We start from the raw sequence: 14,561 nt of genomic DNA on the forward strand, positions 1-14,561 counted from the left end.
ATAAAAAATCACCATGCTTACATGGTCGAATAGGAGTCATTCCTAAGAGAAAAAGCGATGACTCACTTGAAGTCATCGCTTGCTAAATGCATTACGCGTTGGCGGTTTCTAGTTCGCCTTTCATCTGTGCTCGTTTATAGAAGAACAATGTCAGCGTTATCGGCAGTACAACCGCCACCAGCATCGCGACTAAGTAAATCGACCAATATTGCGGTTGAATCGATAAGATACCCGGCAAGCCACCAACACCGATACCATTCGCCATCACACCTGCACTACCACAGATTGCAGCCGCTGCGGCACTGCCGATCATTGCGCTCAACATAGGGAATTTGTATTTAAGGTTGATGCCGTACATCGCAGGTTCCGTTACACCTAGGTAAGCAGAGATTGCTGCTGGTACCGAGATGTCTCGTTCACCTTCACGTTTACTCAAAATAATGATGCCGACAACCGCTGAAGCTTGTGCAATGTTTGATAGTGCAATCAAAGGCCAGATTGGTGTGCCACCTAAGTCTTGCATCAATTGCAAATCCACAGCGTTGGTTGTGTGGTGAATACCCGTGATAACTAAAGGTGCGTATAAGAAACCAAAGACTACTGAACCAAGAATCGCAAAGTCACCGGTCATTGCAGCTTTAGCCGCGAATGCCACACCATCGCCTAACATACGACCGAATGGGCCAATAAAGGCGTGAGCTAGAATCACTGACAATATAATCGATACAAACGGTACAATCACAAGGTACAAGTAAGCAGGCACAATGCGCTTGAGGTTAGTCTCGATGAACGCCAGAGCCACACCCGCTAGCATCGCAGGGATCACTTGTGCCTGATAACCGACTTTCTCAATAACGAACAGACCAAAGTCCCACACTTCAGGTACCGATTTACCTATCATGTATGCGTTCATGAGTTGTGGTGAAACCAAGGTCACACCAAGTGTGATACCCAGAATAGGCGTTCCGCCGAGTTTCTTAACCGTTGCCCAACAAACGCCAACCGGTAGGAAGAAGAAAATAGCCTCACCAATCAGCCACAAGAATGAGTGAACGGTTGCCCAAAATTGGCTGATTTCAACCAAGGTTTTGCCGTCGAACATGCGAATGTCGCCAATCACATTACGGAAACCAAGGATCAAACCACCAGTAATAATGGCAGGCAGCAGTGGTACGAAAATTTCGGCTAAATGGGAGATACCACGTTCAAGAAAGTTCATGTTCTGGCGAGCTGCAAGTTTAGCCTCATCTTTTGACGATGAATCTTTGCCAGTTTGCTCAATCAGAAGTGCGTACACCTCATCAACCTCGGTGCCAATCACAACTTGGAATTGACCTGCGTTAGTAAAGCAACCTTTTACTAGCTTCAGCTTTTCTAGTTCTGCTTTGTTCGCCAGTTCCGTATCGTTCAATACAAAACGCAGTCGAGTCAGACAATGGCTGACACTCGCAATATTCTCTTTGCCACCGACTAACTCGATAAGACGCGCAACGTCTTGCTTCGCTATCTTACTCATACTACCCCACCCTGGTTTCATTCAATTATTCATCTAAACCATGCGGCTATAACCACTCAGATTTAGATTTATGGGAACATTCCCAATCACGGTTATTATAATGCCCGCATGAATGATAAATTAAAATGGGAACAGTCCCATTAATTGAAAGAGATCACACTCTAATTTTAATCTAAGCGGTTCTATTTCGCTTGATTGAGTGAATTATAGAATAGGTGATTGAGTGTGATGAGAGATCTCTGCATTGCCTAAAAGCTGAGAGATCAATAGATTGGCGGCCAATTTACCTGCAGATTGATACCCAGGATCAATACTAAAGACACGAGGAAACAAAAAAGAGAGCAGAGTGTTGCCACCAACGCCAGTAACAACCACATCTTCACGTTGTAGCTCTTGAAGACGCTTGATCACGCCGAGAGCTAGCGTGTCACTGGCACACACAATAGCTTGAGTTGTTGGTGTTAATACATCATCTACTAACTGATAAGCACTTTCATGGTGGAGCTCTCCAGTTCGATAGTTTGCAATCGAACTGGTATTTTCACACCACTCTAGATAAGCCTTCAAACGCAGTTCACCGGTTGATTTATCGCTAGGATCAACACCAATAAACCCAACATCAGAGATCCCTTGATCGGATAAATGCGCTAAAGCACGATCAATGACCTGCTGGTTATCATAGTTAATAGATGTCACGTTCTCGGTATCTAGAGCAATAACTACGGCTTTATGCTCCCAAGCTTCGATCGCAGGAATATCGCAGTCAGTAAAGCCAAACACGATTATGCCGTCTACATTACGACGCTTGAGAACCTGAAGGTGCTCATTGGCTTTTTCTCTATCAAGCTGACTTTCCATGATCACGACATCGTAATTCGCTCGATACAACTCGGCCAGCATTGTGCTAACAGCTTTATTTTCAGAGGGAGAGTCCAAACGAGAAATGATTACACCGATGACTTTTTGACTACCACCACGCATCGACTGCGCAGACTTAGACGGCGTATACCCAGATTCTTGAATTACTCTTTCCACCCTTTCACGGGTTTCAGGTTTCACTTTTGGATCGTTGGTCAGAACGCGAGATACGGTTGACTTACCAACACCGGACAGTTTAGCAATATCGAGAATAGTGAGTTTTTTGCTCATAAAAAGTCTAACGTTAAAGGGAAGAGAAGAAAAAGTGAGGGCATAATCCCTCACTTAACTGTTTGTAAATATTAGAAGTTAACTATGACCTACTTTCGGCAATTTTTATAGACGACACGATCAAGTTCTAGACGAGCATTGTCACCTTTAGTGCGTAAAGTTACGCTGTTAACCACCTCAGATGTACCATCATCTAGGATGTATTTCGTTCCTGAACCTGCCGCTATTTGAATCAGGCGATATTCATTATCAGGCAAACGTAATACTGCTTTTTCATTATCAAGGTAAGCCACTTCAAACGAAACGTCAGACTCACATTGATAAGTCACGAATTGATTATCCGATGTTGCGCTCTCAGTCTCAGGAGCTGCTGATTTAGAGCACCCGACTAATGCAACCGTACATAGAGATGCTATCAACAATGCTTTCATACTGCGTTCCTCATCTTAATATAGTGAACGACACTTATATCTAAAGTGAAAGGTATCTTAGTGTCTTAACCTTTTAAGAATGCTGGTACGTCTTTAATACTGTCAAGCACGACACTTGCTAGAGCCTCGCCTTTTTCAGTCACAGGCTTGCCCGTTCTTACCAAGACTCTGGTACCAACACCAGCGGCTTCTGCTGCCATCATGTCTTCAGCTTTATCGCCGATCATGACAGAGTTCGCCATATCAATTTTCAGAAAGTCACGAGCAGAAATGAACATGCCTGGTTTAGGCTTGCGACATTCACAATCTTGTTTGTAGTCGCCAATGCCGTGTTCAGGATGATGAGGACAGTAATAGATACCATCTAACTCAACGCCATTATCGACAAAGTTCCAATCCATCCACTGCGTCAAAGAAAGAAAACGATCTTCGCTAAACTTGCCACGAGCAATACCAGATTGGTTGGTCACAAGTACCAATAAATAGCCCATATCTTTAAACGCTTTCGCCGCTTCAAACACACCATCGATGTATTCAAAGTCATGCTCATCATGTACGTAGCCGTGATCAACATTAATCACACCATCACGATCTAAAAAAACAGCAGGTTTAGACAAAATTCAGTTCTCTATCAACTCTCTATTAATCATTAATTATTACACGCTTTATTTGCTTCATCACTATCTATTTAGTTTTGCGTTCGTTAACGATTTGTTTCTACCTCAGCAACACCATCGACGTTTAGCCGTCTAGACGTAAAAATATCTATTGACTTAGATCATAGAACACCATAGCATCATCTGTAAATCGAGCGAGCTATCGATATATTATTCTGTTTTACCTGCACGAGTTTCCCTATGATTAAAGTGAATCAAGTCAACAAGGTTTTTTATCAAGGCACCAAAGAAATCAATGCCTTAATTGATATCAACCTCCACATTCCTCAAGGTCAAATCTTTGGAGTCATCGGCTCTTCAGGTGCAGGCAAAAGTACCCTTATCCGCTGTGTAAACATGTTGGAAGCTCCAACGTCTGGTGAAGTGATTGTTGACGGTATTGACCTAACAAAACTTAGCAAATCAGAACTTAGCGAAGCGCGTCGTAACATCGGCATGATATTCCAGCACTTCAATCTTCTGTCTTCTCGTACTGTATTTAACAATATCGCACTGCCTTTAGAGCTTGCAGGTAAAGATAAAGCGGTTATTGAAGCGAAAGTCAGTGAGTTACTTAAGCTTGTTGGCCTAGCAGACAAGCGTGACACCTACCCTGCGAATTTAAGTGGTGGTCAAAAGCAGCGTGTTGCGATTGCTCGCGCACTGGCCTCTGACCCGAAAGTTTTGTTATGTGATGAAGCGACCAGTGCACTCGATCCTGCGACTACTCAATCTATTCTTGAGCTACTGCGTGAAATCAACCGCAAGCTGAACATCACTATCCTGCTTATTACTCATGAAATGGATGTAGTGAAAAGCATTTGTCACGAAGTGGCGATCATTGGCGGTGGTGAATTAGTAGAGAAAGGGACTGTCGGTGACATCTTTGCACATCCTAAGACTGAACTGGCACATCAATTTATTCGCTCAACCTTGGATCTAACGATTCCTGAAGATTACCAAGCACGCTTGCAAGAGACCCGCGTAAACAGCAGCTACCCGCTGGTACGCCTTGAGTTTACTGGCGCAACGGTCGATGCTCCGCTGATGACGCAAATCGCACGTAAGTTCAACATCGATGTCAGTATCTTAAGCTCAGACCTGGATTACGCCGGCGGCGTTAAATTCGGCATGATGGTTGCTGAACTGTTCGGTAATGAAGCCGATGATAATGCTGCTATTCAATTCCTACGCGACAACAATGTAAAAGTAGAGGTACTTGGCTATGTCCTTTAGTTTCAACGAGATTGCTGACTGGATCAGCCTTAACGGTAACCTTCTATTAGGCGCAACTGGCGAAACCCTTTACATGGTTGCTGTAGCAGGCATTGTTGGCTTCGCTGTCGGTATCCCATTAGGCGTGATTCTACATACGACTAAAAAAGGTGGTCTGTTAGAGAACACCAAGCTAAACAAAATTCTCGGTGCGGTTGTGAACGTGGGCCGTTCAGTGCCTTTCTTAGTATTGATGGTTGCTATTATCCCATTGACTAAGATGCTGATTGGTACCTTCATAGGTACAACCGCCGCGATTGTTCCGCTGACGATTGGCGCTATCCCATTCGTGGCTCGACTCATTGAAAGTGCGCTACTTGAAGTACCAACAGGTCTAGTGGAAGCAGCTCAATCAATGGGCGCAACACCAACACAAATCATCAATAAGGTTCTGCTTCCTGAAGCACTACCGACTATCATCAACTCAGTAACGATTACATTAGTAACGCTGGTGAGCTACTCAGCAATGGCAGGAACTGTTGGTGGCGGCGGCTTAGGTGATGTCGCGATTCGTTACGGATTCCACCGTTATGATGTGACTATCATGGCTGTGACGGTAGTGATGTTGATTGTGCTGGTACAAATTATTCAATCAATCGGTGATTCATTAGTTCGCCGAGTTGACCACAGATAACGACTTACAGACCAAACTCAAAGTCGTCTGAACCAAATTAAATAGATTTATTAAAAGGAGATTATTATGAAATTTAACCTTAAAGGTTTACTTACTATCGCAGCAGCGGCATCAGCGCTAGTACTAGCAGGTTGTGGTGACAAAGAAGTCGACACTTCTAAAGTAAAAGTTGGCGTAATGGCAGGTGCTGAAGCACAAGTTGCTGAAGTTGCAGCTAAAGTAGCAAAAGAGCAGTACGGCCTAGATGTTGAACTAGTGACTTTCACAGATTACGTAACACCAAACGCAGCACTGGATGACGGCTCTATCGACATCAACGCATTCCAACACGCACCGTACCTAGATCAGCAAGTGGCTGACCGTGGTTACAAGCTAACTATTGCTGGCAACACGTTTGTTTACCCAATTGCGGGTTACTCTAAAGAAGTGAAATCTGTAGACGAAATCCAAGACGGTGCTCGTATTGCGGTACCAAACGATCCAACAAACCTAGGTCGTTCTCTACTTCTTCTTGAGCAACAAGGTCTTCTTGAGCTTCGTGAAGGTGCAGGTCTTCTAGCAACCGTTCGTGACATCGTTAAGAATCCTAAGAACCTAACAATTGTTGAACTAGACGCTGCGCAACTTCCTCGTTCTCTAGATGATGTAGCACTGTCTATCATCAACACAACTTACGCGAGCTCTATCAACCTGACTCCGCAAAAAGACGGTATCTTCGTTGAAGACAAAGATTCTCCATACGTAAACCTAATCGTTTCTCGTGAAGATAACCTAAACGCTGAAAACGTACAGAACTTCGTTAAAGCTTACCAAACTGAAGAAGTGTACAAAGCAGCTTCTGATATCTTCCAAGGTGGCGTAGTTAAAGGTTGGTAATCAACTAAACTACAGCAATCTATAGATACCCGAAGGGGCTGACATAACGTCAGCCCCTTTTTATTGGTTAGGATTTACAAGAAAGTTCGACTTACCACCAAGCTTCCACTTGCATACCAACACTCATTTCACTGTTTTTACCTTCACCGAAGGCATTGTCATTTTCAGCATCGTTTAGGTAAGTCGCAAAGATACGGAATTCAGGACGCGACCAGAAACCCACTTGTGGAACCCAAGCCTGAGCGATTGTGAATTTACCACCCGCCCCATCTTTGTTATCGATAGTTTCAACAAAGCCACCAATTTCAAGAATGGTACGCATACGCTTGTCCCACTTGTAAAGCGGACGAATGACCGCACTGAACGAATCATCATCGCTATTATTCGCACCAACACCCGTCGACATTGCATAACGAACAGTGTGGCCAAACTCGATGTTCTCACCAACAGCAAGCACACCCCAGTTAATCAATCGAAAGCCTTCAGCGTCATTATTGTTTGCATCACGTACGATGCCTTTACCGGTACCAAAGGTTGTCATCTGCTCGGCATAGCCAGAGTTAGCCACTTGGAGAATCGTTTTGTTGAAGCCACCTGACAGATTTTGATTTAAGCTTGCCGTTAGCATCACGCTATCATCCGCATCGACCGTTTGACCTTGTTTTTCATTGGCAAAGTTCATATCAATACCGACCTCAAGATCCGCATTTTTCCACAGTGGAATCCCGGCATAACGCGCGTCTGCAATCATGGCTGTAGTTTCTTCCCCATCAAAAACATCGCCCGTAACGGTGTCTTGAATCAAAGCTACCGATAATTTACCTGGGCCCATATTGATGTGTTCAACACCAGCACCAATACCACTGACATCCCAGTAGTAGTTGTCAACGATGTGTACATCATGACGCTGGTAGTAACGTTCACCCGCCCAAATTCCAATGTCCTTATCTTCAAAAAGCCCCACCGCCTGAACATTCAATTGCACCACATCAACGCTTTTATCCGCCGCGTTTTCATCTTGGCCTTGCCAGTACGACAACATGGAATCAACTAAAAATGAAACGTCGTCCTCTGCATACACCTCTTTCTTAAAACCAAACTCACCATACAGGTCATTTTCGTTGCCGAGTCGGCCAACTTTACTCACCTCCCACTTGCTGTTTGAGCCGCCTTCATTACTCAGGCCAACGCCTCCGCGCATGTAACCATTGAACTCCAATGGCGTGGTTTCATCGGCGTATAAATTAGGGGCAAGTAAAGCAGTAGAGAGTGCAGCAGCAATAGGTAACAGTTTCATCGTCCATTCCTTTCAGATCTAGAATCAGGTTATTTTTATAAATGGGAACATTCCCATGGGATCGATCCCATTCATATTGAGAAGAATATAAATTGAAAGAGAACTGATTGATTATTGTGATCAGGCTAACTATTGAGTTAACTAAAAATTGATGGGTGTTGGATTATTTCTATGAATACGTTGGAGCTGCAGAAAGAGGGGAATATCACGTTCTGTACCTACTTGGGGGGAACAGTAGCGAACAATTGGAGAGTAATAAAGATTGGGAAAAGATAGCTTGTGAGTCGCGAAATCGAGTAATAAAACAAGATAGTAAACGATTAATATAAAAGGGAAAATCGATATCGGAGCACTTAAGTAATACTCCGACATCTAAAATATGACGTTTAAATAACCACCGAAGGGTTACTTCAGGTGATCCCAAGAGATGTTTGACACCAATCGGCAGTCATCACACTTGAAATAGAAAATATCGTGAATAGGCGCATCAAGCAGCCATTCGCCACCACATTGTGGGCATTTACGCTCTTTTTCAGCTTTTAAGCTAATGCCGCCCACACGGTATAAGTAGTAATACGTTGGGATCTTAGTGAGGTACTCAATGCGCCCTCTCAAGCCCCAGCCGCGTTTGAACAATACGCTTTTGGTATCGCTAATCTCGGTCAGCGTTGCATGTTCAGCACGGCAACCCCCGCCCATTTGTACTTCATCACAGGCTTGCCATTCAGTCTGCCATTTCAACACGGCTTTATGGTCACCATTGAAGGTTGGCGGGTTGCGGTACAAAGGGATCGGCAACAGGCTCTCGCCACTACGCAGCGGCGAACAGGTATGCACGAATGTCGTGTATAACACCTGCCAACTTGGCGTTTCATCTTCTGCCACTTCTTCGGAATTAAGATCTCGACCAAGCAGACGCATCTTAGGCGCTAATAAACTCGCAGCTGATAAGCGTTCAAAACAGACCTTTACGAAATCTGAATGATTACGTGGGTGTAAACTGTCTTGCTCTGGGCACACAACGCGAACATAGAATTCGCCGTCGCCCATCACAATTGGAAACTCACGACCTAACACTTGTCCGTTGTAACGAAGTGCATCCATTAAGCCATTAACTGCCTTATCGACAGCGCTGACCGTTGTGTTATCAAAACACTCAAATTGAAGCTCTAGTACGTACATCTATTTATACCGCTGGTTGTAGCTTTTCTAAAAATTCTGCCAATGTCTCGGCTAGTACATCACGATTTTTGGTGCCTAAGCGCTCTAGGATCACGTTACCCGTCAGATTACAGATAGAGATAACATCAAGCTCTGCATCGGTCGCGGCAATGAAAACCGTTGGTTTTAGCTTTAAACGACGCTGAGTGACTAAGTGACCTAAAATGTTTTCTTGCAGACATTCGAAGTCTTCATCACTCCAAATCTGTAACAGAGTCAACTCGTTACCATCGAAGGTCGCGTTCATATCTGCGCTGAATTGTGCACCGTAGAAAGTCTTAATGTCTTCATGTAGAGTCAACTCAATACCGGTTTCAACGTTGGTGAAATCCGCAAATTGCTCACGTGGATAGTGCTTCCACAACACAGCATCGCCACTCTTTTCTTCTACGCATGGCGATACGATGTCCACCAATTCCTCATTACGAGGTAAGCTTTGATGTTGCTGCTGCCACGCGTCAACGTATCGCTGACTAAAAGAAAGTAGTGCGTCTTGAGCACGTTGAGTCATGAAAATCTCCTAAACACAAAATAATAAATAGAATCCGAGCCCTTTCAGCACCGATTAAGCGATGACTTAATGACAGGGTAATGGGGATTCAGTAAAATCGACCCCATTCTAATCGAATTTGAAACGAAAGTATGAGCAAATATTCTGACGCAAAAGAGCTAGCGGGTTTAACCCTTGGCCAAAAAACTGAGTACTCTAACCAATACGATGCAAGTTTATTGCAGCCAGTACCTCGTAGCCTTAATCGCGATGATCTTGCGCTAAACGGCGAGCTGCCTTTTGTTGGTCATGATATTTGGACGATGTACGAGCTTTCGTGGCTAAATACCAACGGCCTACCACAAGTAGCGGTGGGCGAAGTTTTCATCCCAGCCACCAGCCAAAATTTAATTGAATCAAAATCTTTCAAGCTGTACCTAAACAGCTATAACCAGACTCAATTTGAAAACTGGGCTCAAGTCACTGAGCGCCTGACCCAAGATTTGTCTGCATGTGCAGGCGAACCTGTGATTGTGAATGTAAACTCAGTAACCGACTACACTAACCAACCAATCGTGACGATGGAAGGTGACTGTATCGACAATCAAGACATCCAAATCACCAGCTACGATTTTGAAGCGTCACTGCTCGAAGGTGCTGCTGGCGAGCAAGAAGTAGAAGAAACTCTGCATAGCCACTTATTGAAGTCGAACTGCTTGATCACCAACCAACCGGATTGGGGCAGCGTTGAGATCGCATATTCAGGCAAGCAAATTGACCGTGAAGCTCTGCTACGCTATTTAGTTTCTTTCCGTGAGCACAATGAATTCCACGAACAATGTGTTGAGCGTATCTTCACTGATATCATGAAATACTGTGCGCCATCGAAGCTAACCGTGTTTGCACGTTACACGCGTCGTGGTGGTCTGGATATCAATCCATACCGTTCAACAGAGCAAGATAGACCAAGCCACAATAAGCGTATGGCTCGCCAATAATCAGGCGTGAACCCACCCACACTTATTTGAACCTACCAATCTTTAAAGGGACATTGAAATGCGTTGGTTATACGTTGTTAGTCTATTTATTTTAAGCTTAAGCACATCGGTCAATGCGTCGGTTTATTCGTCGGCGCTACTCAATGAAGCCAATAACTTGGTTGAAATCGAGCCAAGCCAAGCAAAACAAATGGCCAACAGTTACCTAACGCTTCGTGTCCTTTCTGATCAACGTGAGAAAAGCCCTTCAGCGATTTCTCGCGAAGAGACAGACTCTTCAATTAGAACACCAAACAGCAGTATCGATGCGTATAAGATCTTAGCCAAAGCGGAATACAACCTAGGCAACATTCGTATTGCGATTAAAAACATCGACAAAGCCTCTGAGCTCGCAAAAACCTATAAGCTTAATTACTTAAAGCTGGATCTTCAGATCCTAAAAGTTCGCTTACTTTGGCTGAGTGACAGAAAGTCAGCCACAGCAACAGCAGAGCTGACAAGTATTGAAGCAAACCTAGAATCGGTGAATAAAACCTTACGTTTAACAGAGGGTATTACCTATCGTTTGATCATGCTGAAAGCTGATATCGCCTCTTATGACAATAAGGTCGACGAAGCTGAAAAGTTCTACCAAGAAGCGAAAACCTACCTCGATCAGCGTTACTCAGAAAAAGTTACCATCGACTACCACATCACGGTCGGTGAATTTTATCTGACTCACAAAGAGTACAATCACGCGTTATCTGAGTTACTGTATGGCTATTGGAAATCAGTAGAAGGCAATCTGAGTTCACGCTTAGCTAAGGTAAACCGCCTACTTGCGCAACTTTTCTTTGAGCGCCAAGTGTTAGATAAAGCATTAGAGCACCTCTCTCAAGCCGCTGATTTTTATGATAACTTTGAAAACTCCCCCATATTAGCTCAAGTACTTAAAAAGATGGGTGATGTGTACTTCTATCAAGGAAAATATAACCTTGCCCTAGTGCACTTTTTCAACGTTCTTGATCACGAAAGTACCGACAGAGATATACACCAAGTCATCGATATTCGTCTAAGTCTATCGGCAACTTACTTACGCCTCTATAATTACCCTCTAGCTGAGCAGTACTTAACCCGGGCCCTTGAACTACTAGAGTACACCGACATTCCAAAACTGGAAGGTCGTGCAGCGCTATTATCAGCAGGATTGGCTTACCACCTGCAAGAGAGCGAAGATGTGATCAAGCATGCGACACGTGCACTTGAGATATCGCGTCAAGTAGAAAATATGCGTCTGTCGCAACGCTCATACTATTTACTTTCTTTGGGTTATGAACAGGCAGGTCGTCCACAGCAAGCATTGGCAAATCTCAAGCAATACAACAGCCTTGTCTCTTTAGAGCAGCAAAAACTCAACCGTGTTGGGGAAGACGCATTCCGCCAACAAAAAGAGTTTGCCGAACAAACCCTGCACTATGCAGGCCAAGAACAAGAGCTAGAGAAATACAAACTAGAACATCGTAAATTCCAAAAGATTTCGTTTGCCCTATTCTTGTTCAGCATTGTCTTATTCTTCTTTGTGCTGCGCCGAGGCTACCTCATTCAAACCTTAGCCAAAGAGGTCGATTCACTACGTACCGACCTCTTTACGCATTCCCGTTCTAAGCTTCCTAATCTAAGAATGCTGAATGCGAAACTCTCAAATTCATTGGAACAAACCAGCCAAACCTTTGAGCAGTGGCAGCTTGGTGAACTGATTCATGAACCGCTCAACGACCGTTTACGCTTCGTGATGATTGACTTACCTTTCCTACGTAATATGTACACGCAGAACGGTTACAAAGCGGGTCTAGAACTCGAAGATGCTTTTGGCGAATTCCTCAAATCTAAGCTTGAAGGCCCAGCTCGTGTCTACCATTTCTCGGATGCGAACCTGCTTTATATCGAGCCCAACGCTGACCGTGATTTATCACCTGAGGCCCTGTTCAGAAAGATTCAATCTTGGGTTAATAACTTCGAACCCGAGCGAAACATCAACCGAACAGTCCGTATGGGCATCGCTGACTACCCGTTCCTGCCACGTGCTTACACTGCAATTAACGACCAAGAACTGCTCGATGTGTTATTGATGTCGACCAATCTAGCGCGTGAGATCAGTCTCAAAGAGCGCAGCAGTCAATGGGTATACTTAAAGGCTATCGATAATGCGCCCGCAGCGAGCCTTGCAACGGGTAACATAAGAGAAGCGTGTAAACATGCGATTAATCAAGGGTTAATAAAGATACAATCGTCATACCAGAATGAGGACAACATCAAAAAAATGCTAAAAGATGACTGATTTGCGAGCGGTTAAGAGCGGCAAGCCGTGACCTTATTTTTAGTTTTGTTATTATCGATGCAACGGAATTTCATCAAAATGATCGAGCTCGGTCTACGCGGCGCTAATTAATACATCTATGGGCATTCTTGAAAAAGACATTCAGGCGCAACTCCACCAGCTGAAACTTCAGTTGGAACAGGTCCGTTTGACGCAAAGAGACACCTCGTTCAAATTTATTAGAGAACAAAAAGTTCTAAAGCGTATCGTCACATCTTTGAGTGACGCATGTGTTGGCAGTAACAGTCATTTAGATGAAAACCTCATTGCCCTTCGGGAAGAGCTAGAAAAGCAAAAAGACATTAGCTCGATGATCCCAAAGCTGGCAGTATTAGAAAGGATGCTTAAGCAGAAAACGTTGGCTATGGATAAACAGAACGGATATCTGGACGATAGCATTAAGCACAGTGGGGAAACGCTGCAACGCATAACAGGCCTTCCAGCGCAGCTTAAACGCGACCTACGAAACTTACTTAGCTTCTCCGAATGCAATGGCAGTCAGAAAGTCGACCATGCCATGAAACTTCTCGGTATTTATGAGCGTGCCATTAAGATTATGGCGAATAACTCACGCACTCATTTTGCCGACGTTACGCATTCTCCGGAACAAGAACTCCTTTCCGACCTATCAAACGAATTACAACATCTGATCACTGAACTCGATTTCGAGGGTGAGTCGGGTGATTTGCTTACCGATATTCGAGCGAAACTACTACTGGGTGTTTCCACACAAAATCTGCTTGAGCTGACACTTCAGATCCTCAAACTGGTAATTGAAGGCACCAACTTAGAGCGTAAGAAGTCTGAACAATTTATCGATCAGCTAAACTCCTCGCTGGCCTCCAGTATCAAAACGGCAGACCAAAATGCCGATCAGAGCCAAAGTTACTTTGAGCACCGCCAAGGCCTTAACTCTGAGTTAAGTGAACTTGTCATTAAGAGCCAGAGCTCTGTAGAGAAAGCGAAGGAAATTGATAGTTTAAAGCGAACGATTAATCCGCTACTCACTGAAATCGCCTCTCTTTCAGAAAGACTGAATCACGCAGAACAGAAAGAACAAGCTCTAATAGAGAGAATGAGTTATGGAAAGACTCAGTTAGATTCACTCTATGAAGTCACCCAAGATTACCGCAAGCGCTTAGAAGATCAGGCTCAGCGTATGCTACTTGACCCGCTCACTAAAGTTTACAATCGCACCGCCTTTACTGATCGCTTAGAGCTTGAGTATCGCCGTTGGATTCGTGCACAACACTCACTGCGCGTAGTGCTGCTCGACATCGACAACTTCAAAGCCATCAACGACAGCTTTGGTTATACCGCGGGTGATAAGGCACTTAAAATCATCGCGAGAACTATTACTAAAGAAGCAGGCACAACCGATACCGTGGCTCGCTTTTCTGGTGAAGAGTTTGTCTTGCTGTTGCCAGAACAAACCGATGAATATTGCCACCAGGTGATTCAAAACATCCAAGCTCAAGTAAGCCGCCTACCCTTTAAGTTCCGTGACCAACAAATCACGATTACCTTGTGTGCGGCAAGTACTCAGTTTAAAGAGTCTGATACGCCTGAAGAAGTATTAGAGAGACTTAATAAGACGCTAAACAAAGCAAAGCAACGCGGTACCAACCAACTTGTTTGGAACTAAGTCAGCCTTAGATATAA

Annotated in this window: 13 protein-coding genes; 6 read left to right on the top strand and 7 right to left on the bottom strand. The window is 44.2% G+C overall.

Annotation, left to right across the window (positions count from 1 at the left end):
• Positions 1–91: 91 nt before the first annotated feature.
• The 4 genes from treB to gmhB all read right to left on the bottom strand — a co-directional run bounded on the left by treB (position 92) and on the right by gmhB (position 3,713).
• The gene (gene treB, locus L3V33_RS10550; protein ID WP_237290348.1) at positions 92–1,516 is read right to left on the bottom strand and encodes a PTS trehalose transporter subunit IIBC; all 1,425 of its coding nucleotides are present in this window, start codon (positions 1,514–1,516) and stop codon (positions 92–94) included.
• 204 nt (positions 1,517–1,720) lie between these two features.
• The gene (treR, locus tag L3V33_RS10555; protein WP_237290349.1) at positions 1,721–2,665 is read right to left on the bottom strand and encodes a trehalose operon repressor TreR; all 945 of its coding nucleotides are present in this window, start codon (positions 2,663–2,665) and stop codon (positions 1,721–1,723) included.
• 89 nt (positions 2,666–2,754) lie between these two features.
• The gene (locus L3V33_RS10560) at positions 2,755–3,096 is read right to left on the bottom strand and encodes an MliC family protein (protein WP_145564146.1); all 342 of its coding nucleotides are present in this window, start codon (positions 3,094–3,096) and stop codon (positions 2,755–2,757) included.
• A gap of 65 nt (positions 3,097–3,161) precedes the next feature.
• Positions 3,162–3,713 carry a D-glycero-beta-D-manno-heptose 1,7-bisphosphate 7-phosphatase gene (gene gmhB, locus L3V33_RS10565; protein WP_004734374.1) on the bottom strand — a complete coding sequence of 184 codons (552 nt, stop codon included), beginning with the start codon at positions 3,711–3,713 and terminating at the stop codon, positions 3,162–3,164.
• Positions 3,714–3,953: 240 nt separating this feature from the next.
• On the opposite strand from gmhB, the gene metN reads away from it, so the two are divergent.
• The 3 genes from metN (at position 3,954) to L3V33_RS10580 (ending at position 6,537) form a co-directional block, all read left to right on the top strand.
• The gene (gene metN, locus L3V33_RS10570; protein WP_237290350.1) at positions 3,954–4,988 is read left to right on the top strand and encodes a methionine ABC transporter ATP-binding protein MetN; all 1,035 of its coding nucleotides are present in this window, start codon (positions 3,954–3,956) and stop codon (positions 4,986–4,988) included.
• Positions 4,978–5,661: a methionine ABC transporter permease gene (locus L3V33_RS10575; RefSeq protein ID WP_004734372.1), complete on the top strand. Its 684-nt coding sequence runs from the start codon at positions 4,978–4,980 to the stop codon at positions 5,659–5,661. The genes metN and L3V33_RS10575 overlap by 11 nt, the downstream gene beginning before the upstream one ends.
• Positions 5,662–5,727: 66 nt before the next feature.
• A complete protein-coding gene (locus L3V33_RS10580) occupies positions 5,728–6,537 on the top strand; it encodes a MetQ/NlpA family lipoprotein (RefSeq protein ID WP_017106288.1) in 810 nt (269 codons plus the stop codon).
• Between the two features lie 91 nt (positions 6,538–6,628).
• Here the strand turns inward: L3V33_RS10580 and L3V33_RS10585 are convergent, their stop codons facing one another.
• From L3V33_RS10585 to syd, 3 genes are all read right to left on the bottom strand, one after another.
• On the bottom strand, positions 6,629–7,834 hold the full coding sequence (locus L3V33_RS10585) for a carbohydrate porin (RefSeq protein WP_237290351.1): 1,206 nt from the start codon (positions 7,832–7,834) through the stop codon (positions 6,629–6,631).
• Between the two features lie 405 nt (positions 7,835–8,239).
• Complete coding sequence (locus L3V33_RS10590; RefSeq protein ID WP_102553655.1) at positions 8,240–9,016, bottom strand: Zn-ribbon-containing protein; 777 nt, start codon at positions 9,014–9,016, stop codon at positions 8,240–8,242.
• A gap of 4 nt (positions 9,017–9,020) precedes the next feature.
• Positions 9,021–9,566 carry a SecY-interacting protein gene (gene syd / locus L3V33_RS10595; RefSeq protein WP_017089736.1) on the bottom strand — a complete coding sequence of 182 codons (546 nt, stop codon included), beginning with the start codon at positions 9,564–9,566 and terminating at the stop codon, positions 9,021–9,023.
• A gap of 131 nt (positions 9,567–9,697) precedes the next feature.
• On the opposite strand from syd, the gene queF reads away from it, so the two are divergent.
• The 3 genes from queF (at position 9,698) to L3V33_RS10610 (ending at position 14,544) form a co-directional block, all read left to right on the top strand.
• Positions 9,698–10,543, top strand: a complete 846-nt coding sequence (gene queF, locus L3V33_RS10600) for an NADPH-dependent 7-cyano-7-deazaguanine reductase QueF (protein WP_017087479.1) — start codon at positions 9,698–9,700, stop codon at positions 10,541–10,543.
• Positions 10,544–10,601: 58 nt separating this feature from the next.
• Complete coding sequence (locus L3V33_RS10605; protein ID WP_054547576.1) at positions 10,602–12,860, top strand: tetratricopeptide repeat protein; 2,259 nt, start codon at positions 10,602–10,604, stop codon at positions 12,858–12,860.
• Positions 12,861–12,978: 118 nt separating this feature from the next.
• A complete protein-coding gene (locus L3V33_RS10610; RefSeq protein WP_237290352.1) occupies positions 12,979–14,544 on the top strand; it encodes a GGDEF domain-containing protein in 1,566 nt (521 codons plus the stop codon).
• Positions 14,545–14,561 lie beyond the last annotated feature (17 nt).

Source organism: Vibrio sp. A2-1 (genome assembly GCF_021728355.1).
In the GTDB taxonomy this organism is placed as follows: Bacteria; Pseudomonadota; Gammaproteobacteria; order Enterobacterales; family Vibrionaceae; genus Vibrio; species Vibrio splendidus_K.

Coding starts and splice junctions, on each gene's coding strand:
- metN (WP_237290350.1), top strand. CDS start 3,954: ATGATTAAAGTGAATCAAGTCAACAAGGTTTTTTATCAAGGCACCAAA.
- L3V33_RS10610 (WP_237290352.1), top strand. CDS start 12,979: ATGGGCATTCTTGAAAAAGACATTCAGGCGCAACTCCACCAGCTGAAA.
- syd (WP_017089736.1), bottom strand. CDS start 9,566: ATGACTCAACGTGCTCAAGACGCACTACTTTCTTTTAGTCAGCGATAC.
- L3V33_RS10560 (WP_145564146.1), bottom strand. CDS start 3,096: ATGAAAGCATTGTTGATAGCATCTCTATGTACGGTTGCATTAGTCGGG.
- L3V33_RS10590 (WP_102553655.1), bottom strand. CDS start 9,016: ATGTACGTACTAGAGCTTCAATTTGAGTGTTTTGATAACACAACGGTC.
- L3V33_RS10585 (WP_237290351.1), bottom strand. CDS start 7,834: ATGAAACTGTTACCTATTGCTGCTGCACTCTCTACTGCTTTACTTGCC.
- L3V33_RS10575 (WP_004734372.1), top strand. CDS start 4,978: ATGTCCTTTAGTTTCAACGAGATTGCTGACTGGATCAGCCTTAACGGT.
- treB (WP_237290348.1), bottom strand. CDS start 1,516: ATGAGTAAGATAGCGAAGCAAGACGTTGCGCGTCTTATCGAGTTAGTC.
- L3V33_RS10580 (WP_017106288.1), top strand. CDS start 5,728: ATGAAATTTAACCTTAAAGGTTTACTTACTATCGCAGCAGCGGCATCA.
- queF (WP_017087479.1), top strand. CDS start 9,698: ATGAGCAAATATTCTGACGCAAAAGAGCTAGCGGGTTTAACCCTTGGC.
- L3V33_RS10605 (WP_054547576.1), top strand. CDS start 10,602: ATGCGTTGGTTATACGTTGTTAGTCTATTTATTTTAAGCTTAAGCACA.
- treR (WP_237290349.1), bottom strand. CDS start 2,665: ATGAGCAAAAAACTCACTATTCTCGATATTGCTAAACTGTCCGGTGTT.